Below are 24,829 nucleotides of genomic sequence, written 5' to 3' on the forward strand. Positions count from 1 at the left end.
GTCGAAGCCGAGGAGGTCATCGAGCCGGGCTTCGATCGAGACGCGCCGTCTGGGCTCCGGCGGGCGAGACGGCGAGCAGCGCCAGGGCTGCGACTGCCGCGCCTCGCCACATCGGGCGGCTCGGGATCGTGATCAGGCTTTTGTCCATGGCGTCTCGGCAACCGGTGTCAAAGGACCCTTGCCATCGAACCATGAAACCAGATTGTCGACCAGAAGCTGGCCCATCTGTTCGCGCGTATGCACCGATGCCGAGCCGACATGCGGCAAGAGCACGATGTGATCCATCGCGATCAGCTCGGCCGGCACGCGCGGCTCGTCCTCGAACACGTCGAGGCCGGCGGAAAGGATCGTCTTGGCCTTCAATGCCTCGATCAGCGCCTGCTCGTCGATCACCGTGCCGCGGCCGACATTGACGACGATGCCGTTCGGCCCGAGCGCCTTCAGCACTTCGGCATTGATGATGTGATAGGTCGAGTCGCCACCCGGCGCGACCGAGACCAGCGTGTCGACATCCTGGGCCATCTCGACGAGCGAGGGATAATAGCGATAGGCGACATCGGCCTGACGCGAGCGGCCATGATAGGCGATCGGCACGTCGAAGGCTTCGAGCCGGCGCGCCACCGCCTTGCCGATCCGCCCGAGACCAACGATGCCGACCTTGCGCTTGCGCAGCGAGGTAGTGAGCGGATAGGCGCCCTGCAGCCATTTGCCGGCACGCAGATAGCGGTCGACCTGCGGCAGCTGGCGTACGGTCGAGAGCAGGAGGCCGATGGCGAGGTCGGCGACCTCGTCGGTCAACACATCGGGCGTGTTGGTGACGACGATGCCGCGCTTGCCGGCAGCCTTGGCATCGACATTGTCGTAGCCGACGCCGAAATTCGAAACGACTTCCAGCTTCGGCAGCGCATCGAACAGCGCGTCGTCGATGCGCACATGCGCGCCACCGCCGGCGACGCCGCGCACCCGGTCCTTCACCGCGGCCAGAGCCGCCGCGCGATCCTGCTCCTTCCAGAGTTCGTGCACGGTGAAGCGCGCCTTCAGCTGGTCGGCGGCATAGGCCATCAGCGGCCCGGTCATGACAATCTCGATCTTGTTCTGCGCGGTCATGGTCCTGCTTTCCTGGAACACTACGTGGCTTGATTTCAAATTATTAAAACGATTAGATCAACATGGCTGCCCGAACGCGACTGGGGAATTCCCGTGGCACGCAAACAGAGGCTGCCTGCCGAGTCCGGTATGATATTCCGGCTCGGCTGTCGATTCAGCCCGATATAGTATGATTTAATCACGTGATTTTTGCCGCCTCGGGCTGTGCCCGCCCGGCCAGCAGGCGCAGAGTGCTGTTCAGGCTGTCGATCACCAGTCCGCTCATTCGCGCCGCTGCGAGGTCGCCATCGCGCTGCACGATCGCCTCCAGCACGCGCTCATGGTCGATCAGCGACGCCGTGAAGAAGAACTGGTCGTCCGGCGCCTTCAGGAACAGCGACCACTGGATCGTCGCGGACACGGCCGGCGCCAGACATTGCAATGGCGGATTGCGGGTCGCGGCGAAGATCGCCTCGTGGAAGGCGAGGTCGGCACTGACCGTCGGCTCGGCATAGGGCGGGTTCTCGACCATGCCGCGAAAGGCCGCCTCGATCCGCTTGAGATCGGCGTCGCTGCGCCGCTGCGCCGCCAGCCGCGCCGCGCTCGGCTCGACGAAAAGCCTGAGTTCGAACAGGTCGCGGATGAATTTCTCGTTGGGATCGGCTTCGAAATGCCAGGCCAGCACGTCCGGATCGAGCAGGTTCCAGGCCTCGCGCGGCGCTACCCGCGTGCCGCTCTTCGGACGGGCCTCGACCAGCCCCTTGCCGCTCAGGAACTTCACCGCTTCGCGATAGGCCGTGCGCGAGACCGAGATCTCGTCCTTCAGGTCATCCTCGTTCGGCAGCAGCGCGCCGGTCGGCGAGGCGCCGGTGATGATCGCGACCGCGAGCCTATGCGCCACCTGGCCGAACAGCCGGTCCGGATTGAGCCTGGTCGCGCGTGCATTGACGTGGAGCTGCATCGAACCGCGCTTTTTCCTCCGTGATCGACGGGTACCGGAGAGGTTGTCTCGCTGCCCGTCCGGCGCTTGACACGCCTGTTTCTATCGTATGACTTTATCCGGGAACGAGGTTGACGCAACAGGCGGCTCGCCAGACTTGCGCGGCCTCGTTCCGATCGGTCGTCAGAAACCGGTATCTGCAACGCCGCCGACGGGGATTGTGTCAGGCACCCCGGGGCAACCTAAAGAGCGGGAGAGAAACACAAGATGGCATCCGTCCAGATCGCCGACGTGCGTAAGGCCTATGGCTCGACGCAAGTCATTCATGGCGTCGACATCGACATCAACGATGGCGAATTCGTCATCCTGGTCGGCCCCTCGGGCTGCGGAAAATCGACCTTGCTGCGCATGATCGCCGGCCTCGAGAACATCTCGGGCGGCGAGATCCGCATCGGCCAGCGCGTCGTCAACGACGTGCCGCCGAAGGAGCGCGACATCGCCATGGTCTTCCAGAACTATGCGCTCTACCCGCACATGACCGTGGCCGACAACATGGCCTTCTCGATGAAGCTGCGGAAGGCGCCGAAAGCCGAGATCGACGAGCGTGTCAGCAAGGCCGCCGGCATTCTCGGCCTGACCAATCTTCTCGAACGCTACCCGCGCCAGCTCTCCGGCGGCCAGCGTCAGCGCGTCGCCATGGGCCGCGCCATCGTCCGCGATCCGCAGGTCTTTCTCTTCGACGAGCCGCTGTCGAACCTCGATGCGAAGCTTCGCGTGCAGATGCGCACCGAGATCAAGGAGCTGCATCAGCGCCTCAAGACGACGACGGTCTACGTCACCCACGACCAGATCGAGGCCATGACCATGGCCGACAAGATCGTCGTGATGCATGACGGCATCGTCGAGCAGATGGGCGCGCCGCTCGATCTCTACGACAATCCCGCCAACCTCTTCGTCGCCGCTTTCATCGGCTCGCCCTCGATGAACCTGCTGAAGGGCACGATCCGCGCCAATGGCTTCGAGACCGAAGGCGGCGTGATCTGGCCCGTCGGCAAGCATCCGGCCGACTCGAACGACCGGGCCGCGGTGCTGGGCATCCGCCCCGAGCACCTCATTCTCGATCCGAACGGCCTGTCCGCGGAGGTCGTGGTCATCGAGCCGATGGGCTCGGAGACGCAGGTCGTCGTCCGCTGCGGCGGCCAGGACCTGACCTGCATCTTCCGCGAGCGCATCAACGCCAAGCCCGGCGAGACGATCAAGATCCGGCCCGATACCTCGGTGACCCATCTCTTCGACGCTGCGACAGGCAAGCGCATCTGACTTCCGTCGCCGCCGCACGGAGAACACTCCGGCGGCGGTGACGTCCGACAAAATCGTGACGAGGCTCCCATGCAGGGCCTCGCGACAACCCGGAGGAGACAAGCGATGAGCATTTCCAGACGTGACGTATTGATTGGCGGCGCGGGCCTGGCAGCCGGCGCCACACTTGCCGCACCGTCGATCGCCCAGACTGCCAACATCGAGAAGGGCGCGACGCTGCGCGTGCTGCGCCCGACCAAGTTCGTCGATCCCGACCAGACGATCTTCAACGAGAACACCGAAGCCTTCACCAAGGCGACCGGCGTCCCGGTCCGTGTCGACTATGCCAGCTGGGAGGATCTGCGTCCGCAGACCGCCGTCACCGCCAACACCGGCGCCGGCCCCGACATCGTCGTCGGCTGGGCCGACGATCCGCACATCTTCGCCGACAAGCTGATCGACCTGACGCCGATCGCCGAGGACCTCGGCAAGAAGTATGGCGGCTGGTACCCGGTCGCCGAGAAGTACGGCAAGAAGGACAAGACCAACCAGTGGATCTCGATCCCGATGGGCGGCTCCGGCGGCCCGGCGGTCTATCGCGAATCCTGGGTCAAGGAGGCGGGCTTCGACAAGTTCCCGACCGACCATGCCGGCTTCCTCGATCTCTGCCGCAAGCTCAAGGCCAAGGGCCATCCGGCCGGCTTTGCCCTCGGCAACGCCGTCGGCGACGGCAATGCCTTCTGCAACTGGCTCGTCTGGTCGCATGGCGGCTACATGGTCGACGAGAACAACAAGGTCGCGATCAACAGCAAGGAGACGATCGAGGCGCTGAAATACGCCAAGGCGCTCTACGAGACCTTCATCCCCGGCACGCTCTCCTGGCTCGACATCAGCAACAACAAGGCGCTGACCGCCGGCGAAATCGGCCTGACCCAGAACGGCGTCTCGCTCTACTTCTCGATCAAGAACTCCAAGGACGAGAAGACCGCGGAGATCGGCAAGGACCTCAACCACGCGCCGATGCCTGTCGGTGCCGGTGTCGGGCGGCCGACCGAGACCTCCCTGGTCATCAACGCCATGGTGTTCAAGCACACCAAGTTCCCGAACGCGGCCAAGGAATATCTCCGCTTCATGATGGAGACGGAGCAGTACGACAAGTGGCTGAGCGGCTGCTTCGGCTACTGGACACAGCCGCTCAAGGGCTATGCGAAGAGCAAGGTCTGGGAGAGCGATCCCAAGATCCTGGTCTATCGCGACACCTGGGAGCGCGCTCTGTGGAGCGGCTACAAGGGCGCGATCACCGAGGCGGCCGGCACCGTCAACGCCGAATATGTCATGGTCCAGATGGTCGCTTCCGTCTGCGCCGGCCAGGCTACGCCCGAGCAGGCGGCCGCCGAAGCCGAGCGCCGCGCCAAGCGCTACTACCGCACCTGATCCGTCGACACCGCGCCGCCTACCGGCGGCGCGGCTCCATCACGGGATAAAGCGCCATGACGATTGCGGCGGAGGCCCGGCCGACCCCCCAGCACGAACAGAGCTGGCTGGTCAGGCTGTTCGACTACAAGCCCTTCCTGATTTTCATCTGCCTGTTGCCGGCAATCGGCCTGCTGCTGGTTTTCCTGAGCTATCCGCTCGGCCTCGGCATCTGGCTCGCCTTCACCGATACGCGCATCGGCCGCAGCGGCTATTTCATCGGCTTCGAGAATTTCGAGTCGCTCTGGCACGACCCGGTGTTCATCACCTCGGTCTGGAACACGCTGCTCTATACCGGCGTTGCGACCGTCGGAAAGTTCGGGCTCGGCCTCTGGCTGGCGCTCCTGCTCAACAACCACCTGCCGTTCAAATCGCTGCTCAGGGCGCTGATCCTGGTGCCTTGGATCGTGCCGACCGTGCTCTCGGCGATCGCCTTCTGGTGGATCTACGATCCGCAGTTCTCGATCATCTCCTATGTGCTGGTCGACGTGCTCGGCTGGCGCGACACCTATATCGACTTCCTCGGCTCGCCCTGGCCGGCCCGCTGGTCGCTGATCGCCGCCAATGTCTGGCGCGGCATCCCCTTCGTTGCGATCTCGCTGCTCGCCGGCCTGCAGACCATCTCGCCGGCGCTCTACGAGGCGGCGATGCTCGACGGCGCCAATGCCTGGCAGCGTTTCCGGCATGTCACCTTGCCGATGCTGATGCCGATCCTGGCGATCGTGCTGACCTTCTCGGTGCTGTTCACCTTCACCGACTTCCAGCTCGTCTACGCCATCACCCGCGGCGGTCCGATCAACTCGACACACCTGATGGCGACCCTGGCCTTCCAGCGCGGCATTCCCGGCGGCCAGCTCGGCGAGGGCGCGGCGATCGCGGTGGCGATGATCCCCTTCCTCGTGATGGCGACGCTGTTCAGCTACTTCGCGCTCGCCCGCCGCAAATGGCAGCAGGGAGAAGACAATGACTGATCAAGCCGCCCCTGCCCCGCGCCCGCATCTCGTCGACAAGGAGCGGACCGGCGTGATCGACTGGTCCTCCGGACCGCGCCGCTTCATCACGCTTTACCTGCCGCTCTCGCTCTTCGTGATCGTGCTGCTGTTCCCGTTCTACTGGATGGCGATCACGGCGATCAAACCGAACGGCGAATTGCTCGACTACAAGAACAACAACCCGTTCTGGGTGAAGTCACCGACGCTCGACAACATCAACAAGCTGCTTTTCCAGACCGACTACCCGCAATGGCTGCTGACGACGATGACGGTCGCCACTGTCGCGACCGCGCTCTCGCTCTTCGCCAGCGTGCTCGCCGCCTATGCGATCCAGCGCCTGAAGTTCAAGGGCTCGAACTATGTCGGCCTTGCCATCTACCTCGCCTATCTGGTGCCGCCCTCGATCCTGTTCATCCCGCTGGCGACGCTGATCTTCCAGTTCGGGCTGTATGACTCGCAGCTCGCGCTGATCCTGACCTATCCGACCTTCCTGATCCCGTTCTGCACCTGGCTCCTGATCGGCTACTTCAAGTCGATCCCCTACGAGCTCGAGGAATGCGCCATGATCGACGGCGCGACGAGGCTGCAGACCCTCTGGAAGATCACCTTGCCGCTGGCGCTGCCGGGATTGATCTCGGCCGGCATCTTCGCCTTCACCCTGTCCTGGAACGAGTTCATCTACGCGCTCGCCTTCATCCAGTCGGCCGAGAAGAAGACCGTGCCGGTCGCGGTGCTGACCCAGCTCGTCGAGGGCGACGTCTACCATTGGGGCTCGCTGATGGCCGGCGCGCTGCTCGGCTCGATCCCCGTCGCGATCCTCTATTCGTTCTTCGTCGACTACTACGTCGCCTCGATGACGGGTGCGGTGAAGGAATAGCTCCCGATGGGCGGCTAAGGCCGCCCATCTTTCAACCAAGGCAAATCGTTGTGACCTCAATCGCCTTCGTCGGGCTCGGCGCCATGGGTGCGCCGATGGCCGAGAATCTCGTCAAGCACCAGTTCCACGTCACCGGCTTCGACATGAGGGAGAGCGCCCGAGCCGCGCTCGTCGCGGCTGGAGGGCACGCCGCCGACAGCGCTGCGGCAGCGGCGAAGAGCGCCGAGGTGCTCGTGCTGATGGTGGTCAACGCTGCGCAAGCCCGCTCGGTCCTGTTCGATGCCGGCGCGCTCGCTGCGCTGGCTCCCGGCGCGACCGTCATCCTGATGGCGACCTGCCCTCCCGGCGAGGTCGAGGCCATTGCCGAGGCCGTGACCAAGACGGGCCGGCATTTCGTCGACGCGCCGGTCTCGGGCGGCGTCAAGGGCGCTGAAGGAGGCACGCTGACCATCATGGTCGGCGCCCCCGCGGAGAGCTTCGCCAAGGCCAGGCCGGTGCTCGACGCGATGGGCGACAAGGTCTTCCATGTCGGGCAGAAGCCCGGCCAGGGCGCGACGGTGAAGACCGTCAATCAGCTGCTCTGCGGTGTCCATATCGCGGTCGCTGCCGAAGCGCTCTCGCTGGCGCAGAAAGCCGGCATCGACGGGGCGCTGCTGTTCGAAATCATGGGCGGCTCGGCCGCCTCATCCTGGATGTTGAAAGACCGTGGCCCACGCATGCTCGACGACGAGCCGCCGGTCGCCAGCGCTGTCGACATCTTCGTCAAGGATCTCGGCATCGTCCTCGATGCCGGCCGCGCCGCCAAGGCGGCCCTGCCGCTCGCAGCCGCCGCGCACCAGATGTTCCTCGCCGCCTCCGGCCTCGGCCATGGCGGGCGCGACGACTCGCATGTGGTTCGCGCCTATCGGGCGCTGAACCGCAAGCCAGACAATGATGCCTGACGAAGCCTCAGGGCCGCGCTTTGGGCGCCGCCGTGGTCCCGCGCACGACCAGTTCCGGCGTCAGCACCACGCGCTGCGGCGGCGCCGACGGGTCGGCGATGCGCCGGATCAGCATCTCCGCGGTCTTGCGGCCCATCTCGTCCTGGAAGTTCTTGACGGTGGTCAGCCCCGGATACCATTGCGCCGCTTCCTGGACGTCGTCGCAGCCGATCAGCGAGAAATCGCTGCCAGCCTCCAAGCCACGATGGCGCAAGCCGAGCATCGCGCCGAATGCGGTGAGATCGTTGAAGCAGACGGCGGCCGTCGGCGGATTGGCGGCATCGAGCACCTTCTGGACGCCCTTGAGCCCGTTCTCGCGCGTGCCGTATGCCGAGTAGACGATGGACGGGTCGAGCGGCAGGCCATGCTTGGCCAGCGTCTCGCAATAGCCGCGATAGCGGTTGCGGCCTGTCGAGATCAGCGGGCTCTCGCCGAGGAAGGCGATGCGGCGATGGCCGAGAGCGAGCAGGTGCTCGACCGCGAGCACCGTGCCGTGCCGATCGTCCGAGCCGACGAAATCGAGGCCGATGCCGGGGATTTCACGCGAGAGCTGCACCAGCGGCACCTGCGCCGCCATCAGGTGCTGCAGCGTCTCGGCCGTGGTGCCGCCGGCCGGACAGATGATCATGCCGTCCGGGCGATACTCCTTGAGCGTGGTGAGGACACGGTCCTGCCGCTGCAGGTTCTCGGCATAGGTGCCGAGCAGGATCGAGCGGCCATGCGCCGCCGCCGTCTCCTCGATCGCCGCAAGCAGCTCGGCGAAATAGGGGTTGGTGATGTCGTGGAAGCCGACGCCGAGGATATTGGTCCGGTCGGTCCGCAGCGAGGCTGCGCTGCGATTGTAGCTGTAGCCCATCTCGCGCGCGATCTGCTGGACCCGCAGGCGCGTACCGTCAGCCACCAGCGGGCTTTCACGCAAGGCGAGCGAGACGGTTGCGGTGGAGACCTCCAGCCGATCAGCGATGATCTGCAAGGTAACGCGCCCGCGCCCACCGGGTCTCACACCCGCCTTCCCCGCCCCCGAGGGATCGCGCGAGTGTCCGTCATTCGCCATCAATCGCTTCTCCTGAAGCCTAGAAGCCGATGCATTCAACCAGTTCTTGGCCAAATCGTTCCGCATTACCTTGTTCCATCTCATATAATTCGGAGAAACTGAAGATGAGCACGACTAAAGAATCGATCGGCTTCATCGGCGTCGGTTACATGGGTCAGGGCATGGCGAGCTGCATTCTCGCCAAAGGCTTCCCGCTTACGGTCATGGGCCATCGCAATCGCACGCCGGTGGAGGAGCTGAAGGCGGAGGGCGCTGCGGAAGCCGCCACGCCGAAGGAGCTTGCCGAGAAGGCGAGCATCATCTTCCTCTGCGTCACCGGTTCGCCCCAGGTCGAGCAGGTCATCAATAGCCCGGACGGCATCGCTGCCGGCGCCAGGCCCGGCACAGTGATCGTCGACTGCTCGACCTCCGACCCGGTCTCCACGATCGCTCTGGCGGAACGGCTGGCTGCCATCGGCCTGCACCTCTGCGACGCTCCACTGGGCGGAACGCCCGCCCAGGCCAAGCTCGGTCAACTCTCGACGATGATTGGCGCCGACAGCGCGGTTTTCGAGCGCATCCGCCCGGTCTGCGAGGCCTGGGCTCAGAAGATCGTTCATCTCGGCCCGGTCGGCGACGGCCACAAGATGAAGCTGCTCAACAACTTCCTCTCCCTCGGCTACGGCGCGATCTACGCGGAGGCGCTTACTCTGGCGCAGAAGGTCGGCATCACCCCGCAGACCTTCGACAGCGTCATTACCGGCGGACGCATGGAGTGCGGTTTCTACCGGACCTTCATGCAATACGTGCTGGAGCGCGACCGCGACGCCCACAAGTTCACGCTCTCCAATGCGCTGAAGGATGTCCGTTATCTGGAGAGCCTCTCCAACGCCGCCGGCGTCCCCAACCCGGTCGGCGGGGCGGTCAAGAACGTCTATGCGGCCGCCGTCGCCAGCGGCAGGGGCGAGGACTACGTGCCGATGCTTTCGGACTTCGTCGCCGGGCAGAGCAAGGTCTCGCTCGGTTGACGCAAACGCCCGTGCCATAGCGGGACACGCTCGGACCACCACTGTGCCGAACGGAGCCGCCGGTAGCCAGTTGCGGTACAAAACCGACATGATGGCCTCCATCCACGGATGGAGGCTTCAAGGATCGTGCCCAAGTCAGTCGAGCCGGGCCGACCCCTCGGGCACGTGCCGGACACGCTCGCGATAGAGCAGGTAGAGCCCCGACGCGATGACGATCCCCGCGCCGATGAAGGTGAAGCGGTCCGGAATCTGGCCGAAGACAAACCAGCCGAGCAGGATCATCCAGACGATCTGCGAATAGATGAACGGCGCCAGGACCGTCGCCGGCGCCCGCTGGTGTGCCAGGATCAGCAGCCAATGGCCGACCGTACCGAAGAAGCCGGTGCCGCACATCAGGAGCCAGCTCTGCCAGTCCGGCGGCCACGACCAGAACAGCGGCAGCAACGGCAGCGTCAGGACGACGCCGCCGATCCCGGAATAGAACATCGTGGTCTGCGGCGAATCGCTCGAGGCCAGCATGCGCGTCGACAGGCTGTAGAAGGCGTAGCAGAAGCAGCCGCAAACACTGAGCAAGGCCGCCGGATGCAGGCCGCCCAGCCCCGGCCGCGTCACCACCAGGACGCCGAGGAAGCCGACGCCGATTGCGATCAGCCGGCGCGGGCCAGCCCATTCCCCGAGCAGCGGCCCGGCGAGCAGCGCAACCAGCAGCGGCGCCGCGAACATGATCGAGACCGTTTCGGCCAGTTGCAGATATTGCAGGGCGAAGAAGTTCAGCGCGGTCGAGCCGAGCAACAGCAGCGAGCGGAAGCCCTGCAGCCAGGGCCGCTTGGTCCGAGTGATGCCGGGATGACTCCAGGGATTGAGCAAAGCTGAGACCAGCGCGACGCTGACCAGATAGCGCGCCAGCACCACCTGCATCGGATGCATCGTGCCGGCGAGCCATTTCGCGCAAGCGTCGAGCAGGGAAAAGCAGATGATCGCCCCGCTCATAAGGGCGATCGCGGTCAGGCGTGTCCGGCGGTTGTCCGGAAGCGGAGCGGGAGCGGCCGACAAGGCTGAGCGTCTCGTCATGCTGGCGCGCTTTCCGATCGACCGAAACGGTCGATCGATCAGAATTCGCGCCAACCCATAATGTTGGAGCATGCTCTCATCGCAAAAGTGGTCCCCACTTTTGCGGAGCATGCTCTGGAGGAATGACGAGACATAGATGAACCGATTTAAGACTTGAAACCAGCCCGCCAGCGCATGCGAGTCATGCTGCCGACGCGCTCGATATCAGGCCGCGTCCTCGGTCTCGTCATCGACCTCGTCGACATCGGCACCGGCCTTCGACAGGCCCTTCGACGCCTTGCGCAGCAGCTTGCGCAATTGCTTGCGCTCCTTGGCGTCGAGCTTCTCGAGCAACTCTTCCTCGACCTGGTTCCAGACCGCATCGAGCGCCGCCGCAGTCTTGTGGCCGTTCTCGGTCAGCGCCACCTGCACCAGTCGGCCGTCGCGGCCGCCACCCTCGCGGGTGACGAGCCCCTGCAGCGAGAGCCGGCCGATGGTCTTTGACACCGTCGGCGGCTTGACGCGCAGCAGGGTCGCGAGCTCGCCCATCGTCATCGGTGCCGTCTGAAGTGATTTCAGGGCCTGCTCCTGGCCCGGAAAGAGTCCGAGCGCGTTGAGCCTTTCGCCCATTCGTGCCCTGTGGAGCCGCGCCGTCACGAGCAGAGCACGGCCGACGCTTTTTTCGAGGGACTTGGTCATGAGCCGGCCCTTGGAAAAGGTTGCGGATACTTTTCGCCGGCTGTGCAATCGCCCGCCTTCATGACAGGCCGATGACAATTGTCAGACAGGCTCTTAAATCCGTGCGATTTCCTGCTCGACCCTGGCGAGAAAAGCGGCGCGGCTCTGCGGCGTCGAGCGGTTCATGTCGTAATGCGCGAGATAGGACACCCGCGCCGCCGGATGGCACACCGCCCGCAAGCCGCGCTTGATCTGCCGGCGCGGCGGATCGCCCATCAATAGGGTGCGCCAGCGCGAACCGCCATAGCTCGTCACCGTCGTCAGCCGGCGAATATTCCAGAGATTGGGGCGAATCGAGCCATCGACCAGCTTGAACGAAACGCCCGGCAGGAAGACGCGGTCGAAATAGCCCTTCATGATCGCGGGGTAGCCATAGTTCCAGACCGGGAAGCAGAGGAACAACGCCTCAGCCCACAACAGGCGATCGACATAGCCGGCTACAGAATTCTGGTTTCTGGCCAGATCATGGTAGCCGACGCGCTCCTCCCGGCTGAGCACCGGATCGAAGCCTTCGGCATAAAGATCGCAATCGTCGACCTCGTGCCCGGCCCGACGCAGGCCGGAGACAACAGTCTCGTGCACTGCTGCGCCGAAGCTCGCGGGATCTGGATGCGCGTAGAGGACGAGCGCACGCATCGGCGGGCTCAGGCGCCGACGCCAGCTTCGCCGAGCGCCTTGAACAGGAAGGTCTTGCCCGAGCGGTAATCGTAGTTCGGGTCCTCCCAGGCGATCATCTTGCCAGGATTGAGCAACCCCTGCGGATCCGCCTCGCGCTTGAAGGCGAGCTGGACCTCGTCGGTCTGCTTCATCCCGCCCTCCTCCAGCGTATAGCGGTGCGGATTGAAGATCGGCGCGCCCATCTCCTCATGGATCGCCATGATCTCCTCCAGCCGCTCCTCGCTGGTAAAGCGCACCAACGGCAGGCCGAAGCAGGTGATCTTGCCGTCGAAGCGGACGAATTCGAGATGGCAGGTGACCTCGTCGCCGAAGCGGGCATGGATCCTGTCGACCTGGTCGACCTGGTTCGGGAAAGGATAGAGCACCTGCAGATAGGTGATCGACGGATCGACCCGCAGCGCCCGCAAGGTGGTGTGATTCCAGCCGAGCTCGAAGGTCGGCGGCAGCCCCTTTGCCTCCTCGGCCGTGAGCTTGTCGGAGCGCATCAGCAGCTGCGAGCCGCCGAAGCGGCGAGCGAAGGCCAGCATCGACTCGACCGCGAAATCGGCGACCATGATCATGACGCAATGGCTATCGCGCGGCAGGAACTTCCTGTGACGCAGGAAATAGTCGTGCGGCGCCGGAGCGGCGACCACGGCGAGGTTCTTCAGCGCCAGCCCGTCCTGCTCGCCGAGCGCATTGGCGAACTCGGTCGCGGCTCGCAATTCGTCGAAGCCGAGGATGACATCGACCCAGGCATAGGCCGGGCCGAGCGGCATCTCGACCTGGGTGATGATGCCATTGGTGCCATAGGCATGCGCGACCTTGTGCAGGTTTTCGCCCTGGAGCTCGAGGATGCGCGGCACCCCCTCCATCGTCGCGACGCGCAGCGAGATGATGTTGCCCCAGTCGCGCAGGCCTCCCCATTTGATCGAGCCGACGCCGCCGGAGCCCCCGGCGATGAAGCCGCCGACCGAGGCGGTGTGATAGGTCGAGGGGTGCAGCCTGATCTCCTGGCGCGAATGGGCCCGCGTTTCCTGGTCGATCTTGGCCAGCACCGCGCCGGGCTCGGCGACGTAGCGCCCGGCCTCGATGCTCGTCACCTTGTTGAAGCCGGCAAGGTCGAGCACGATGCCGCCCGAGAGCGGCATGGCCTGGCCGTAATTGCCGGTGCCTGTACCGCGCGGCGTCACGGGGATGCCGAGCGCATACGCTGCCGAAAGCGTCTCCAGCACCTGCGCCTCGCTGGTCGGCGAGACGATGATGTCGGCGACGACATGGTCGAGCTGGCGCTTCAGCTTCGGCGAATACCAGAAGAAGTCGCGGCTCTTCTGCTTGACCAGCGCCGGATTGTCCTCGGTGCGGATGCCGTTCAGGCGGCGTTTCAGCGCGTCGATATCGTAGCGTGCGGTCATGCGGGGCGGCTCATGAGATGATCGAGTTCGCGGTAATCGGGCAAGGTACGGTCGATGGTGCGACCATCGACCAGCACCGTCCGGTCGGCCTGCGGTCTGGCGAAGAACTCGGTCCAGTCGCGGGCGCGGGTCAGGATCAGATCGGCGGGGCTGCCGACTGCCAGCCGGCCAGCGCTTGAAAGTCCCATGACCTCAGCCGGCGTCGCCGAGATCGCTCTCGCCCAATCCCGGTCGGCATGGTCGAGCTGGAGGATGCAGGTGCCCTCGCGCAGCGTCTCGATCAGATCGAGGTCGCCATAGGCGTAGAACGGGTCTCGCGTATTGTCGGAGGCGATCGTCACCGGCACGCCCGCGGCCTTCAGCTCGTGCAGCGCCGTGACGCCGCGCCAGCGTGGCGTGCGCCCGCGCTGGCGATCCTGCAGGTACATGTTGCACATCGGCAGCGAGACCACGGCGATACCGGCCTCCCTGACCTTGGCGATGATACGCGCCTCGTCCTGCGGCCGCTGCAGCGAGAGCGAGCAGCAATGCCCCGCGAGAATCTTACCGGGAAAGCGGTGGCGCAGGGCCGCATCCGCGATGTGCTCGAGCGAGCGCGCCGAAGGGTCATTGGTCTCGTCGACATGGAAGTCGAGATCGAAGCCATGCTCGATCGCGGTCTGGAAGATCGTGTCGAGCGCGGCGTCAAGTTCCGGCACCATATAGGTGACGGCCCCGAGCAGGCCGTCGCCATGAGCTGTGACCGCACGCGTGATCGCCTGCATATGCGCCGGATCAGCGACGGCATCGATGCCGAACAAGGGCGAGGCCTGCAGCGCGATCCGGCCGGCCCATTCGGCCTTCAGCTCGGCATAGACCGGCCAGGAGATACCGATCTGCTTGCCGAGCGAATCGAGATGGGTGCGGATCGCCGCCGTGCCATGGGCGTAGGCGCAGCTCAGGCCGAACTCCATGCGGGCCCGCACATCCCCGGCCGACCAGTTCGCCTCGCGATCGGCCGCGACCGCGCTCAGCGCCCCCATGAAACTGCCGTCCGGATTGGGCCGACGCGGCCAGATATGGCCCTTGTCGAGATGGGTGTGGACATCGACCAATCGCGGCAACGCGATGCCACCATCGAGATCGAACGCGGGCACATCGTCGAGCGGGGGCGTGCCGGCCGGCAGGAGCGAGGCGATCGCGCCACCCTCGACGGCAATGTCGAGCAGCGCCAAACCGTCGCGATCACTCGCCAGGCTGCCGGCCTCGACCAGGCAGGCAGGCGCCCTGGCATTGCGCAGCACATAGCTGCCGGAAGCCGGGATTGCCGCAAAGCCGGTGGTCACGTCGCTGTCTCCGGCTTGCCCGCCGCCTTCTGATTCACCTGCGGACCATGCTGGCTCGCCGCGCTGCGATCAAGCTGTGCTGGCGACATCCCCGCCCGCGAGACATTCAAGGCACAGCTGCACTTGTCCGTTCTGTCGCAATGCAGCAAGAGAGCGGCGCAGGGCATCAAACCGGAAACTGGAATCCGCTTTTCGATCCGGTGCCTCACCAAGGAGCTGGTCATGACGGCACGCATCATCGACGGCAAGACGGCAGCGGCGGAGCTTCGAGACGAGATCGGCCGCGAGGTCGCAGCGCTCAAGGCCGCCGGCAAGCCCGTGCCCGGACTGCACGTCGTCCTCGTCGGCGAGGATCCGGCCAGCAAGGTCTATGTCGCTTCGAAGGAGAAGCTCGCGGCCGAGATCGGCATGAAGTCGGTCGCGCACCGCCTGCCGGCGGAGACGACCGAAGCGGCGCTGCTCGCCAAGATCGCCGAGCTCAATGCCGATGACGGCGTCGACGGCATCCTGGTCCAGCTGCCCTTGCCGAAGCATATCGACACCGGCCGCATCATCGACGCGATCGACCCCGCCAAGGATGTCGACGGCCTCCATCCGATCAATGCCGGCCTGCTCGCCGGCGGCAAGAACGGCCTCGTGCCCTGCACGCCGCTCGGCTGCATGTTGCTGCTGAAGCAGGCGCTGCCTTCGCTGTCGGGGCTGGAAGCGGTCGTCATCGGCCGCTCGGAACTGGTCGGACGCCCAGTCGCGCAACTGCTGCTGCAGGCCGACTGCACCGTCACCATCGCCCATTCGCGCACGCGCGACCTGCCGGCCGTGGTGAAGCGCGCAGACATCGTCGTCGCGGCGGTCGGGCGCCCGCGCATGGTCAAGGGCGACTGGATCAAGCCCGGCGCCACGGTGATCGATGTCGGCATCAACCGCATGCCCGACGGCAAGCTCGCCGGCGATGTCGACTATGCCGAGGCGGTAGAAGTCGCAGGCGCGATCACCCCGGTTCCCGGCGGCGTCGGCCCGATGACGATCGCCTGCCTGCTGCGCAACACGCTGACGGCCTATCGCGCCCGGCGGGGGTGATAGAACCACGTCATGGCCGGGCTTGACCCGACCATCTTAGGACGAGAAGGCGCCTTTTTCTGCACGAGATTCCCGGGTCGGCGCGGAGCGCCGCCCGAGAATGACGCGCATACCCCGATCACATATGGATCGGGCGCTTGTCGACGGCGAGCGCCGCTTCCTTGACCGCCTCGGCCAGCGTCGGATGGGCGTGACAGGTGCGGGCGAGGTCCTCGGCAGAGCCGCCGAACTCCATCAGCACGGTCACCTCAGCGATGAGGTCGCCGGCATGCGGGCCGATGATGTGGCAGCCGAGCACACGGTCGGTCGTCGCGTCCGCGAGGAACTTGACGAAGCCGTCGGTGTGCCGCATCGCCCGCGCCCGGCCATTGGCCGTGAACGGGAACTTGCCGACCTTGTAGGCGATGCCCGCCGCCTTGAGCTCCTCCTCGGTCTTGCCGATCGCGGCGACCTCGGGGGCGGTGTAGACGATGCCGGGAATGGCATCGTAATTCACATGGCCATGCTTGCCGGCAAGGATCTCGGCGACGGCGACGCCCTCATCCTCGGCTTTGTGCGCCAGCATCGGCCCGCGCACCACGTCGCCGATCGCGTAGATGCCGTCGACATTGGTCTTGAAGTGATCGTCGATGATGACGCGGCCGCGCTCGGTCGCGACACCGGCTTTGTCGAGCCCCAGTCCGTCCGTATTCGGGCGGCGGCCGATCGCGACCAGGACGATGTCGGCGTTCAGCGTCTTGGCCTCGCCGCCCGCGGCCGGCTCGACGGTGACGGTGGCACCGCCCTTCTTGGCCACGTCGACCTTGGTGACCTTCGAGCCGAGATGGAAGGTGAAGCCCTGCTTCTGCAGGATGCGCTGGAACTGCTTGGCGATCTCGTCGTCCATGCCGGGCAGGATGCGGTCGAGGAACTCGACGACCGTGACCTTGGCGCCGAGTCGAGCCCAGACCGAGCCGATCTCGAGGCCGATCACGCCGGCGCCGACGACCAGCAGCTCCTTCGGCACGGAGGCGAGCTCCAGGGCGCCGGTCGAGGTCACCACCGTCTTCTCATCGGTCGTAACGCCCGGCAGCGCCGCCGATTCCGAGCCGGTGGCAATGACGATGTTCTTGGTCTCGAGTTCCTGCGTCTTGCCGTCCTCGGCGGTGACGAGGACCTTGCCGGCGGCCGGGATCGAGGCCGTGCCGTGGAACGGATCGATCTTGTTCTTCTTCAGCAGGAAGGCGACGCCGTTGACGTTGGCGTCGATGGTCTCCTGCTTGTGGACCAGCATCTGCTTCAGATCGAGCTTGGGCTTGCCGACGGTGATGCCGAGGCTCGGGAAAGTATGGCCGGCCTCCTCGAACATCTCCGAAGCGTGCAGCAGTGCCTTGGAGGGGATGCAGCCGACGTTGAGGCAGGTGCCGCCATGCGTCTTGCGCTTCTCGACCACCGCGACCTTGAGGCCGAGCTGGGCGGCGCGGATGGCGCAGACATAGCCGCCGGGGCCGGTTCCGATGACGACAAGATCGTAGGACATGGTCTCTCTTTCGGTCAGTTCTTATGAGTTTTGCGCCAATGGCGCGTTGAAGGCCCAGAGATGGCCGAAGGGATCGCGCAGGCGGCCATAGCGGGCGCCCCAGAACACATCGCTCGCCGGCATGACGACATCGGCGCCCGCAGCCGCGGCCCTGGCGATGGCGGCATCGACATCGGCTGGCGTCGGCAGATTGATGCTGATCGTCATGCTAGCGCCGCTCCGCGAATTCGGTGCCATGACATCGCCGCCGAACTCGGGGAATTCGTCATGCAGCATCACCTCGCTGCCGAACATGGCGAGGTTCGCATGCATCACGCGCTCGCCATCCTCGGCCATCGCCTTGAAGGTGCACTGCGCGCCAAAAGCCTTCTCGTAGAAGACGATCGCCGCTTCACCGCCCTTGACGCAGATATGCGCCTGGATCAGCGGCGGATTGGGTCCGAAGGCCATGCTCCCTCCTCCTTCCGAGGTCAGACCAGCAGGCGGGCCGCCATCAGCACCAGCCCGAGCACGGCCGCCAGCCAGACCAGGCTGCGCCAGTACGGGACGCCGGCGAGATAGAGCGGGATGTAGACGATGCGGGCTGCTAGCCAGAGCGCACCGCCGATGAAGCCGATACCATCGGCCCGACCGCTCGCGATCAGCGCCACGGCCAGCACGGCGAAGGCCGGATACGTCTCCAGATAGTTGCGAAGCGCCCGCTCGGCCCGCCCGGCGACGACGCCCTGCGGCCTCACGTCTTCATCGCGCGGCCCGGCATTCCAGGCCGAGCCCAGTTCGCTGGTCGCCGCGATCGCTTGCGCTCCGATATGGACGAAGAGCAGGACGACGCTCGCGACGATCAGCGAGAGCATGGGCTGGCGTCCTCAGAGGTCGAGCACGAGGCGCGCCGGATCCTCCAGGCCCTCCTTGATGCGCACCAGGAAGGTCACGGCTTCCTTGCCGTCGATGATGCGGTGATCGTAGCTGACCGCGAGATACATCATCGGGCGGATCTCGATCTTGCCGCCGACCACCATCGGCCGCTCCTGGATCTTGTGCATGCCCAGGATCGCCGATTGCGGCGCGTTCAGGATCGGCGTCGACATCAGCGAGCCGTAGACGCCGCCATTCGAGATGGTGAAGGTGCCGCCCTGCATCTCCTCGATCTTGAGGGCGCCGTCGCGGGCCTTCTTGCCGAACTCGCCGATCTTCTTCTCGACGCCGGCGATGGAGAGCTCGTCCGCATCGCGCACCACCGGCACGACCAGGCCCTTGTCGGTGCCGACGGCGACGCCGATGTGGTAGTAGTTCTTGTAGACGATGTCGGTACCGTCGATCTCGGCGTTGACGGCCGGGATTTCCTTCAGCGCCTGCACGGCGGCTTTCACGAAGAAGCCCATGAAGCCGAGCTTCACGCCGTGCTTCTTCTCGAACACGTCCTTGTACTGGTTGCGCAGCGCCATGACGTTGGTCATGTCCACCTCGTTGAAGGTGGTCAGCATCGCGGCGTTGGTCTGGGCTTCCTTCAGGCGGCGCGCGATGGTCTGGCGCAGCTTGGTCATCTTCACGCGCTCTTCACGCGAGGCGTCGTCCGGGGCCGACGGCGCCCGGACCTGAACCGGAGCGGCGGGCGCGGCAGCGGCGACGGCCGGGCCGGTCGCGATCGCAGCCAGCATGTCGCCCTTGGTGACGCGGCCGTCCTTGCCGGAGGCGGCGACCTTGGACGGATCGACGCCGCTCTCGGCGGCGAGCCGCGCCACGGCCGGGCCGGAATCGGCGGCCTTGGTCGCCGGCGCGGTGGCGGCAGGAGCGGGAGCCGGCTTCGGCGCCTCTTCGGTCTTGGCCGGGGCGGCCGCGGCCTTGCCGTCGCCGGCGGCGATGGTGCCGAGCAGCGCGCTGACGCCGACCGTCTCGCCTTCCTTGGCGACGATCTCGCCGAGCACGCCGGCGGCCGGCGCGTTGACTTCGAGCGTCACCTTGTCGGTCTCGAGCTCGACCAAAGGCTCGTCCGCCTTCACCGCGTCGCCGGGCTTCTTGAACCACTTGCCGATAGTGGCCTCGGAGACGGATTCGCCGAGGGTCGGAACGCGGATTTCGGTCGCCATGTCAGGCCTCTTCTCGTGTCTTTTAGATCAGGCGTAGGGTCAGACCGCGAAGGTCTCGTCCAGGAAGGCGTTGAGCTGGGCGACGTGCTTCGACATCAAGCCGGTCGCCGTCGCGGCCGAGGCGGGGCGACCGACATAGCGCGGCCGCTTCGACTTCGAGCCGGCATGGCCCAGCACCCACTCCAGATAGGGCTCGACGAAGGTCCAGGCACCCTGGTTCTTCGGCTCCTCCTGGCACCAGACGACGTCGGCGCTCTTGAAGCGCGCCAGCTCCTGCGCCAGCGACTTCAGCGGGAACGGATAGAGCTGCTCGACGCGCATCAGATAGACATCGTCGATGCCGCGCTTCTCGCGCTCCTCCAGCAGGTCGAAATAGACCTTGCCCGAGCAGAGCACGACGCGGCGGATCTTCGAATCCTTGACCAGCTTGGTGGTCGACTTGCCGCGCTCGGCATCGTCGTGCAGCACGCGGTGGAAGCTCGAGCCCTCGGCCAGCTCGCTGAGGTCGGAGACGCAGCGCTTGTGGCGCAGCAGCGACTTCGGCGTCATCAGGATCAGCGGCTTGCGGAAGTCGCGCTTCAGCTGCCGGCGCAGGATGTGGAAATAGCTCGCCGGGGTCGAGCAGTTCGCCACCTGCATGTTGTCCTCGGCGCACATCTGCAGGAAGCGCTCGAGGCGGGCCGAGGAATGTTCCGGACCCTGGCCCTCATAGCCGTGCGGCAGCAGGCAGACGAGGCCGGACATGCGCAGCCACTTGCGCTCGCCCGAGGAGATGAACTGGTCGAACACGACCTGCGCGCCATTGGCGAAGTCGCCGAATTGCGCCTCCCACATCGTCAGCGCGTTCGGCTCCGACAGGGTGTAGCCGTATTCGAAGCCGAGCACCGCCTCTTCCGAGAGCATCGAGTTGATGACCTCGTAGCGCGCCTGGCCTTCGCGGATGTCATTCAGCGAGGTATGGCGAGCTTCGGTCTCCTGGTCGATCAGGACGGAGTGACGCTGGCTGAAGGTGCCGCGCTCGCAATCCTGGCCGGAGAGGCGCACGGGGTTGCCGTCGAGCAGCAGAGAGCCGAAGGCGAGCGCTTCCGCCGTCGCCCAGTCGATCCCCTGCCCGCTCTCGACCGCCTTGCGGCGGTTGTCGAGGAAGCGCTGAATCGTCTTGTGGACGTTGAAGCCTTCCGGAACGGAGGTGATCCGCTCGGTGATCTCCTTCAGGGTCGCTTCCGGCACGCCGGTGGCACCGCGGCGCGGATCGTCCTCGTCGGCGCGGATCGCCTTCATGCCGGCCCAGCGGCCGTCAAGCCAGTCGGCCTTGTTCGGCTTGAAGGCCTGGCCGGCATCGAACTCGACCTCGAGCTTCTCCTTCCAGGCGGCGCGCATCTGGTCGAGCTCGCCCGGCTGGATCACGCCCTCGGCCTCGAGCTTGGCGCTGTAGAGCTCCAGCGTCGACTTGTGGCCGCGGATCTTGCGGTACATCAGCGGCTGGGTGAAGCCCGGCTCGTCGCCTTCGTTGTGACCGAAGCGGCGATAGCAGAACATGTCGATCACGACCGGCTTGTGGAACTTCTGCCGGAACTCGATCGCGATCTTGGCGGCGAAGACGACCGCTTCCGGATCGTCGCCGTTCACATGGAAGACCGGGGCTTCGACCATCTTCGCCACGTCGGACGGATAGGGCGAGGAGCGCGAATAGCGCGGATAGGTGGTGAAGCCGATCTGGTTGTTGATGATGAAGTGCAGCGAGCCGCCAGTGCGGTGGCCCTTCAGCCCGGAGAGGCCGAGGCATTCGGCGACCACGCCCTGGCCGGCGAAGGCGGCATCGCCATGGATCAGCAGCGGCAGCACCTTGGAACGCTCGACGATGTCGCCGAACTGGTCCTGCTTGGCGCGGACCTTGCCGAGCACGACCGGATCGACGATCTCGAGATGCGAGGGGTTCGCGGTCAGCGAGACGTGGACATTGTTGCCGTCGAACTCGCGGTCGCTCGACGCGCCGAGGTGGTACTTGACGTCGCCAGAGCCCTCGACGTCATCGGGGGCGAAGGAGCCACCCTTGAACTCGTGGAACAGCGCGCGATGCGGCTTGCCCAGAACCTGGGTCAGCACGTTGAGGCGGCCGCGATGGGCCATGCCGAAGACGATGTCGCGCACGCCGAGCGAGCCGCCGCGCTTGATGATCTGCTCCAGCGCCGGGATCAGCGACTCGCCGCCATCGAGGCCGAAGCGCTTGGTGCCGGTGAACTTGAGATCGAGGAACTTCTCGAAGCCTTCGGCCTCGACCAGCTTGTTCAGGATCGCCTTCTTGCCTTCGCGGGTGAAGGCGATCTCCTTGTCCGGTCCCTCGATCCGCTCCTGCAGCCAGGCCTTCTGCTCGGGATCGGAGATGTGCATGAACTCGACGCCGAGCGTCTGGCAATAGGTCCGCTGCAGGATCGCCGTCATCTCGCGGATGGTGGCGAATTCCAGACCAAGGACGTTGTCGATGAAGATCTTGCGGTCGAGATCGGCCTCGGTGAAGCCGAACGCCGCCGGCGACAGCTCCTCCGGATCCTTCTGGCTCTCGATACCAAGCGGGTCGAGCTGGGCATGGAGATGACCGCGCATGCGATAGGCGCGGATAAGCATGATTGCGCGCACCGAGTCGCGCGTCGCCTGCTGGACGTCAGCGGCGGACAGCGCCGCACCGGCGGCCTTGGCCTTGGCGCCGAGCTTCTCGCCGACAGCCTTCTCGACCGCGGCCCAGTTGCCGTCGAGCGCCGAGACCAGCTCGCCGCCGGCCGGGATCGGCCAGTTCGACTTCTTCCAGGACGCGCCCTTGGCGTTGTCGACGATCGCCTGCTTGTCGTCGTTCAGCGCGGAGAAGAAGCCCTGCCACTCCGGATCGACCGACTTGGGGTCAGCCTGATAGCGGGCGTAGAGATCCTCGATATAGGCCGCGTTGCCGCCATAGAGGAAACCCGTCTGGGCGAGAGCCTCGTTGATGTCCTGGCGAGCCATGATCGTCCTGCCTTCCTCTCCGTCATCCCGGGGCCGGCGCAGCCGGAGCCCGGGATCCATAACCGCGACAGCACCCTTGCTGTCGCGACTTGTGTTCATGGGTTCCGGGCCCGCGCCTGCAGCGCGTCCCGGAATGACCCGTTCCTCAGCCCTTCAATACTTCGACCAAGGTCTTTCCAAGGCGCGCCGGCGACGGCGAAACCCGGATGCCGGCCGCTTCCATCGCCGCGATTTTGTCTTCCGCGCCGCCCTTGCCGCCGGAGATGATCGCGCCGGCATGGCCCATGCGGCGGCCGGGAGGAGCCGTACGGCCGGCGATGAAGCCGACCATCGGCTTCTTGCGCCCGCGCTTGGCCTCGTCCTTGATGAACTGCGCCGCGTCTTCTTCGGCCGAGCCGCCGATCTCGCCGATCATCACGATCGACTTGGTCTTCTCGTCGGCGAGGAACATCTCGAGCATGTCGATGAACTCGGTGCCCTTGACCGGGTCGCCGCCGATGCCGACGGCCGTGGTCTGGCCGAGACCTTCGTTCGTGGTCTGGAACACCGCCTCATAGGTCAGCGTGCCCGACCGCGAAACGATGCCGACCGAGCCGGGCTTGAAGATATTGGCCGGCATGATGCCGATCTTCGACTCACCCGCAGTGACAACGCCCGGGCAGTTCGGCCCGATCAGCCGGGTCTTCGAGCCGGAGAGCGAGCGCTTGACGCGCACCATGTCAAGCACCGGGATGCCCTCGGTGATGCAGATCACCAGCGGGATCTCAGCATCGATCGCCTCGCAGATCGCGTCCGCCGCGCCTGGCGGCGGAACATAGACGACAGACGCGGTGGCGCCGGTCTTCTCGCGCGCCTCGGCGACGGTGTCGAAGACGGGCAGGCCGAGATGGAGCGAGCCGCCCTTGCCGGGCGAAGTGCCGCCGACCATCTGCGTGCCATAGGCGATCGCCTGCTCGGAGTGGAAGGTGCCGTTCTTGCCGGTGAAGCCCTGGCAGATGACCTTGGTGTTCTTGTCGATCAGGATGGACATTGGTTTACCTCAAGCCTTCTTGATCGCAGCCACGATCTTCTGGGCGGCGTCGTCGAGATCATCGGCCGGGATGACGTTGAGGCCCGAGGTCCGGATGATCTCCTTGCCTTCCTCGACATTGGTGCCTTCTAGGCGCACCACCAGCGGCACTTCGAGGCCGACCGCCTTCACCGCCGCGATCACGCCGCGGGCGATGACGTCGCACTTCATAATGCCGCCGAAGATGTTGACCAGGATGCCCTTCACCTTCGGGTCGGCGGTGATGATCTTGAAAGCCGCAGTGACCTTCTCCTCGGAGGCGCCGCCGCCGACGTCGAGGAAGTTGGCGGGGCTTTCGCCGTAGAGCTGGATGATGTCGAGCGTCGCCATGGCGAGGCCGGCGCCGTTGACCATGCAGCCGATCGTGCCGTCGAGCGCGATATAGGCGAGATCGTATTTCGACGCCTCGATCTCCTTGGCGTCTTCCTCAGTCTCGTCACGCAGTTCCATCAGCTCGGGATGGCGATAGAGCGAGTTCGAGTCGAACGAGACCTTGGCGTCGAGGCACTTGACCTGGCCCTGCGTCGTCACGATCAGCGGATTGATCTCGAGCATGGCCATGTCCTTGCCGACGAAGGCGGCATAGATCTGCGCGAGCACCTTCTCGGCCTGCTTGGCCTGGTCGCCGGAAAGCCCGAGCGCCTTGGCGACGGTGCGGCCGTGATGTGGCATGATGCCGGTCGCCGGATCGACCGAGAAGGTCAGGATCTTCTCAGGCGTGTCATGGGCCACCTTCTCGATGTCCATGCCGCCCTCGGTCGAGACCACGAAGGCGATGCGCGAAGTCTCGCGATCGACCAGCGCCGAGAGGTAGAACTCCTTGGCGATGTCCGAGCCATCCTCGATGTAGAGGCGGTTGACCTGCTTGCCGGCCGGGCCGGTCTGCAGCGTCACCAGCGTGTTGCCAAGCATTTCCTTGGCATGGGCCTCGACCTCTTCGATCGACTTGGCGAGGCGCACGCCGCCCTTGGCGTCGGCCGGCAGTTCCTTGAACTTGCCCTTGCCGCGCCCGCCGGCATGGATCTGGCTCTTCACCACATAGAGCGGTCCGGGCAGCTTCTTCGCGGCCTCGACGGCCTCCGCCACCGATAGCGCCGGGAAGCCGGCGGAGACGGGCGCGCCGTACTCCTTGAGAACCGCCTTGCCCTGATATTCGTGGATGTTCATGCCTGATGTCCTGTGCCGGT

Annotated in this window: 22 protein-coding genes; 7 read left to right on the forward strand and 15 right to left on the reverse strand. The window is 65.5% G+C overall.

Going from position 1 to position 24,829, the window contains the following annotated elements; genetic code table 11:
- Window positions 1–132 precede the first annotated feature (132 nt).
- Window positions 133–1,107, reverse strand: a complete 975-nt coding sequence (locus ACQKLX_RS06865; protein ID WP_427360691.1) for a 2-hydroxyacid dehydrogenase — start codon at window positions 1,105–1,107, stop codon at window positions 133–135.
- Window positions 1,108–1,285: 178 nt separating this feature from the next.
- Entirely contained in the window at window positions 1,286–2,047 is a 762-nt protein-coding gene (locus ACQKLX_RS06870) for a FadR/GntR family transcriptional regulator (protein ID WP_427360693.1), read from the reverse strand.
- Between the two features lie 246 nt (window positions 2,048–2,293).
- Between ACQKLX_RS06870 and ACQKLX_RS06875 the strand changes: the two genes are divergently transcribed.
- From ACQKLX_RS06875 to ACQKLX_RS06895, 5 genes are all read left to right on the forward strand, one after another.
- Window positions 2,294–3,346 carry an ABC transporter ATP-binding protein gene (locus ACQKLX_RS06875; RefSeq protein ID WP_427360695.1) on the forward strand — a complete coding sequence of 351 codons (1,053 nt, stop codon included), beginning with the start codon at window positions 2,294–2,296 and terminating at the stop codon, window positions 3,344–3,346.
- Window positions 3,347–3,451: 105 nt separating this feature from the next.
- The gene (locus ACQKLX_RS06880; protein WP_427360697.1) at window positions 3,452–4,759 is read left to right on the forward strand and encodes an ABC transporter substrate-binding protein; all 1,308 of its coding nucleotides are present in this window, start codon (window positions 3,452–3,454) and stop codon (window positions 4,757–4,759) included.
- Window positions 4,760–4,815: 56 nt separating this feature from the next.
- Complete coding sequence (locus ACQKLX_RS06885; protein ID WP_427360699.1) at window positions 4,816–5,769, forward strand: carbohydrate ABC transporter permease; 954 nt, start codon at window positions 4,816–4,818, stop codon at window positions 5,767–5,769.
- The gene (locus ACQKLX_RS06890) at window positions 5,762–6,667 is read left to right on the forward strand and encodes a carbohydrate ABC transporter permease (protein ID WP_427360700.1); all 906 of its coding nucleotides are present in this window, start codon (window positions 5,762–5,764) and stop codon (window positions 6,665–6,667) included. Before ACQKLX_RS06885 ends, ACQKLX_RS06890 begins: the two co-directional genes overlap by 8 nt.
- A 26-nt stretch (window positions 6,668–6,693) precedes the next feature.
- On the forward strand, window positions 6,694–7,608 hold the full coding sequence (locus ACQKLX_RS06895) for an NAD(P)-dependent oxidoreductase (protein WP_465247605.1): 915 nt from the start codon (window positions 6,694–6,696) through the stop codon (window positions 7,606–7,608).
- A gap of 7 nt (window positions 7,609–7,615) precedes the next feature.
- Here ACQKLX_RS06895 and ACQKLX_RS06900 read toward each other — a convergent pair whose 3' ends face one another.
- Entirely contained in the window at window positions 7,616–8,701 is a 1,086-nt protein-coding gene (locus tag ACQKLX_RS06900; protein WP_427360702.1) for a LacI family DNA-binding transcriptional regulator, read from the reverse strand.
- Between the two features lie 104 nt (window positions 8,702–8,805).
- Between ACQKLX_RS06900 and ACQKLX_RS06905 the strand changes: the two genes are divergently transcribed.
- Window positions 8,806–9,708, forward strand: coding sequence for an NAD(P)-dependent oxidoreductase (locus tag ACQKLX_RS06905; protein ID WP_427360704.1), 903 nt, complete (start codon window positions 8,806–8,808; stop codon window positions 9,706–9,708).
- Window positions 9,709–9,843: 135 nt separating this feature from the next.
- On the opposite strand, the gene ACQKLX_RS06910 is transcribed toward ACQKLX_RS06905, so the two are convergent.
- From ACQKLX_RS06910 to ACQKLX_RS06930, 5 genes are all read right to left on the reverse strand, one after another.
- Window positions 9,844–10,779, reverse strand: a complete 936-nt coding sequence (locus tag ACQKLX_RS06910; RefSeq protein ID WP_427360706.1) for a DMT family transporter — start codon at window positions 10,777–10,779, stop codon at window positions 9,844–9,846.
- A gap of 204 nt (window positions 10,780–10,983) precedes the next feature.
- Window positions 10,984–11,457 (reverse strand): MarR family winged helix-turn-helix transcriptional regulator, encoded by a 474-nt coding sequence (locus ACQKLX_RS06915; protein WP_427360708.1) that lies wholly within the window; start codon window positions 11,455–11,457, stop codon window positions 10,984–10,986.
- Window positions 11,458–11,550: 93 nt separating this feature from the next.
- Window positions 11,551–12,132: an NAD(P)H-dependent oxidoreductase gene (locus ACQKLX_RS06920; protein ID WP_427360710.1), complete on the reverse strand. Its 582-nt coding sequence runs from the start codon at window positions 12,130–12,132 to the stop codon at window positions 11,551–11,553.
- 8 nt (window positions 12,133–12,140) lie between these two features.
- The gene (locus ACQKLX_RS06925; protein WP_427360712.1) at window positions 12,141–13,568 is read right to left on the reverse strand and encodes an FAD-binding oxidoreductase; all 1,428 of its coding nucleotides are present in this window, start codon (window positions 13,566–13,568) and stop codon (window positions 12,141–12,143) included.
- Window positions 13,565–14,893: a cytosine deaminase gene (locus ACQKLX_RS06930; RefSeq protein ID WP_427360714.1), complete on the reverse strand. Its 1,329-nt coding sequence runs from the start codon at window positions 14,891–14,893 to the stop codon at window positions 13,565–13,567. The genes ACQKLX_RS06925 and ACQKLX_RS06930 overlap by 4 nt, the downstream gene beginning before the upstream one ends.
- Window positions 14,894–15,115: 222 nt before the next feature.
- On the opposite strand from ACQKLX_RS06930, the gene folD reads away from it, so the two are divergent.
- Entirely contained in the window at window positions 15,116–15,970 is an 855-nt protein-coding gene (gene folD, locus ACQKLX_RS06935; RefSeq protein WP_427360715.1) for a bifunctional methylenetetrahydrofolate dehydrogenase/methenyltetrahydrofolate cyclohydrolase FolD, read from the forward strand.
- A 118-nt stretch (window positions 15,971–16,088) separates the two neighbouring features.
- On the opposite strand, the gene lpdA is transcribed toward folD, so the two are convergent.
- The 7 genes from lpdA to sucC form a co-directional block, all read right to left on the reverse strand.
- Window positions 16,089–17,489: a dihydrolipoyl dehydrogenase gene (lpdA, locus tag ACQKLX_RS06940; protein ID WP_427360717.1), complete on the reverse strand. Its 1,401-nt coding sequence runs from the start codon at window positions 17,487–17,489 to the stop codon at window positions 16,089–16,091.
- A gap of 21 nt (window positions 17,490–17,510) precedes the next feature.
- A complete protein-coding gene (locus ACQKLX_RS06945; protein WP_427360719.1) occupies window positions 17,511–17,939 on the reverse strand; it encodes a VOC family protein in 429 nt (142 codons plus the stop codon).
- 20 nt (window positions 17,940–17,959) lie between these two features.
- Entirely contained in the window at window positions 17,960–18,343 is a 384-nt protein-coding gene (locus tag ACQKLX_RS06950; RefSeq protein WP_427360721.1) for an MAPEG family protein, read from the reverse strand.
- 12 nt (window positions 18,344–18,355) lie between these two features.
- Window positions 18,356–19,576, reverse strand: a complete 1,221-nt coding sequence (odhB, locus tag ACQKLX_RS06955; RefSeq protein WP_427360723.1) for a 2-oxoglutarate dehydrogenase complex dihydrolipoyllysine-residue succinyltransferase — start codon at window positions 19,574–19,576, stop codon at window positions 18,356–18,358.
- 39 nt (window positions 19,577–19,615) lie between these two features.
- The gene (locus tag ACQKLX_RS06960; protein ID WP_427360725.1) at window positions 19,616–22,573 is read right to left on the reverse strand and encodes a 2-oxoglutarate dehydrogenase E1 component; all 2,958 of its coding nucleotides are present in this window, start codon (window positions 22,571–22,573) and stop codon (window positions 19,616–19,618) included.
- Window positions 22,574–22,718: 145 nt separating this feature from the next.
- Window positions 22,719–23,603: a succinate--CoA ligase subunit alpha gene (gene sucD / locus ACQKLX_RS06965; RefSeq protein WP_427360727.1), complete on the reverse strand. Its 885-nt coding sequence runs from the start codon at window positions 23,601–23,603 to the stop codon at window positions 22,719–22,721.
- A 9-nt stretch (window positions 23,604–23,612) separates the two neighbouring features.
- On the reverse strand, window positions 23,613–24,809 hold the full coding sequence (gene sucC / locus ACQKLX_RS06970; RefSeq protein ID WP_427360728.1) for an ADP-forming succinate--CoA ligase subunit beta: 1,197 nt from the start codon (window positions 24,807–24,809) through the stop codon (window positions 23,613–23,615).
- Window positions 24,810–24,829: the final 20 nt, after the last annotated feature.

Source organism: Allobosea sp. NPDC003192, assembly GCF_050275675.1.
In the GTDB taxonomy this organism is placed as follows: domain Bacteria; phylum Pseudomonadota; class Alphaproteobacteria; order Rhizobiales; family Beijerinckiaceae; genus Allobosea.

Coding starts and splice junctions, on each gene's coding strand:
- ACQKLX_RS06865 (WP_427360691.1), bottom strand. CDS start 1,107: ATGACCGCGCAGAACAAGATCGAGATTGTCATGACCGGGCCGCTGATG.
- ACQKLX_RS06945 (WP_427360719.1), bottom strand. CDS start 17,939: ATGGCCTTCGGACCCAATCCGCCGCTGATCCAGGCGCATATCTGCGTC.
- ACQKLX_RS06870 (WP_427360693.1), bottom strand. CDS start 2,047: ATGCAGCTCCACGTCAATGCACGCGCGACCAGGCTCAATCCGGACCGG.
- ACQKLX_RS06905 (WP_427360704.1), top strand. CDS start 8,806: ATGAGCACGACTAAAGAATCGATCGGCTTCATCGGCGTCGGTTACATG.
- ACQKLX_RS06875 (WP_427360695.1), top strand. CDS start 2,294: ATGGCATCCGTCCAGATCGCCGACGTGCGTAAGGCCTATGGCTCGACG.
- ACQKLX_RS06925 (WP_427360712.1), bottom strand. CDS start 13,568: ATGACCGCACGCTACGATATCGACGCGCTGAAACGCCGCCTGAACGGC.
- ACQKLX_RS06910 (WP_427360706.1), bottom strand. CDS start 10,779: ATGACGAGACGCTCAGCCTTGTCGGCCGCTCCCGCTCCGCTTCCGGAC.
- ACQKLX_RS06960 (WP_427360725.1), bottom strand. CDS start 22,573: ATGGCTCGCCAGGACATCAACGAGGCTCTCGCCCAGACGGGTTTCCTC.
- ACQKLX_RS06885 (WP_427360699.1), top strand. CDS start 4,816: ATGACGATTGCGGCGGAGGCCCGGCCGACCCCCCAGCACGAACAGAGC.
- ACQKLX_RS06890 (WP_427360700.1), top strand. CDS start 5,762: ATGACTGATCAAGCCGCCCCTGCCCCGCGCCCGCATCTCGTCGACAAG.
- ACQKLX_RS06880 (WP_427360697.1), top strand. CDS start 3,452: ATGAGCATTTCCAGACGTGACGTATTGATTGGCGGCGCGGGCCTGGCA.
- sucD (WP_427360727.1), bottom strand. CDS start 23,603: ATGTCCATCCTGATCGACAAGAACACCAAGGTCATCTGCCAGGGCTTC.
- sucC (WP_427360728.1), bottom strand. CDS start 24,809: ATGAACATCCACGAATATCAGGGCAAGGCGGTTCTCAAGGAGTACGGC.
- ACQKLX_RS06950 (WP_427360721.1), bottom strand. CDS start 18,343: ATGCTCTCGCTGATCGTCGCGAGCGTCGTCCTGCTCTTCGTCCATATC.
- odhB (WP_427360723.1), bottom strand. CDS start 19,576: ATGGCGACCGAAATCCGCGTTCCGACCCTCGGCGAATCCGTCTCCGAG.
- ACQKLX_RS06920 (WP_427360710.1), bottom strand. CDS start 12,132: ATGCGTGCGCTCGTCCTCTACGCGCATCCAGATCCCGCGAGCTTCGGC.
- lpdA (WP_427360717.1), bottom strand. CDS start 17,489: ATGTCCTACGATCTTGTCGTCATCGGAACCGGCCCCGGCGGCTATGTC.
- folD (WP_427360715.1), top strand. CDS start 15,116: ATGACGGCACGCATCATCGACGGCAAGACGGCAGCGGCGGAGCTTCGA.
- ACQKLX_RS06915 (WP_427360708.1), bottom strand. CDS start 11,457: ATGACCAAGTCCCTCGAAAAAAGCGTCGGCCGTGCTCTGCTCGTGACG.
- ACQKLX_RS06900 (WP_427360702.1), bottom strand. CDS start 8,701: ATGGCGAATGACGGACACTCGCGCGATCCCTCGGGGGCGGGGAAGGCG.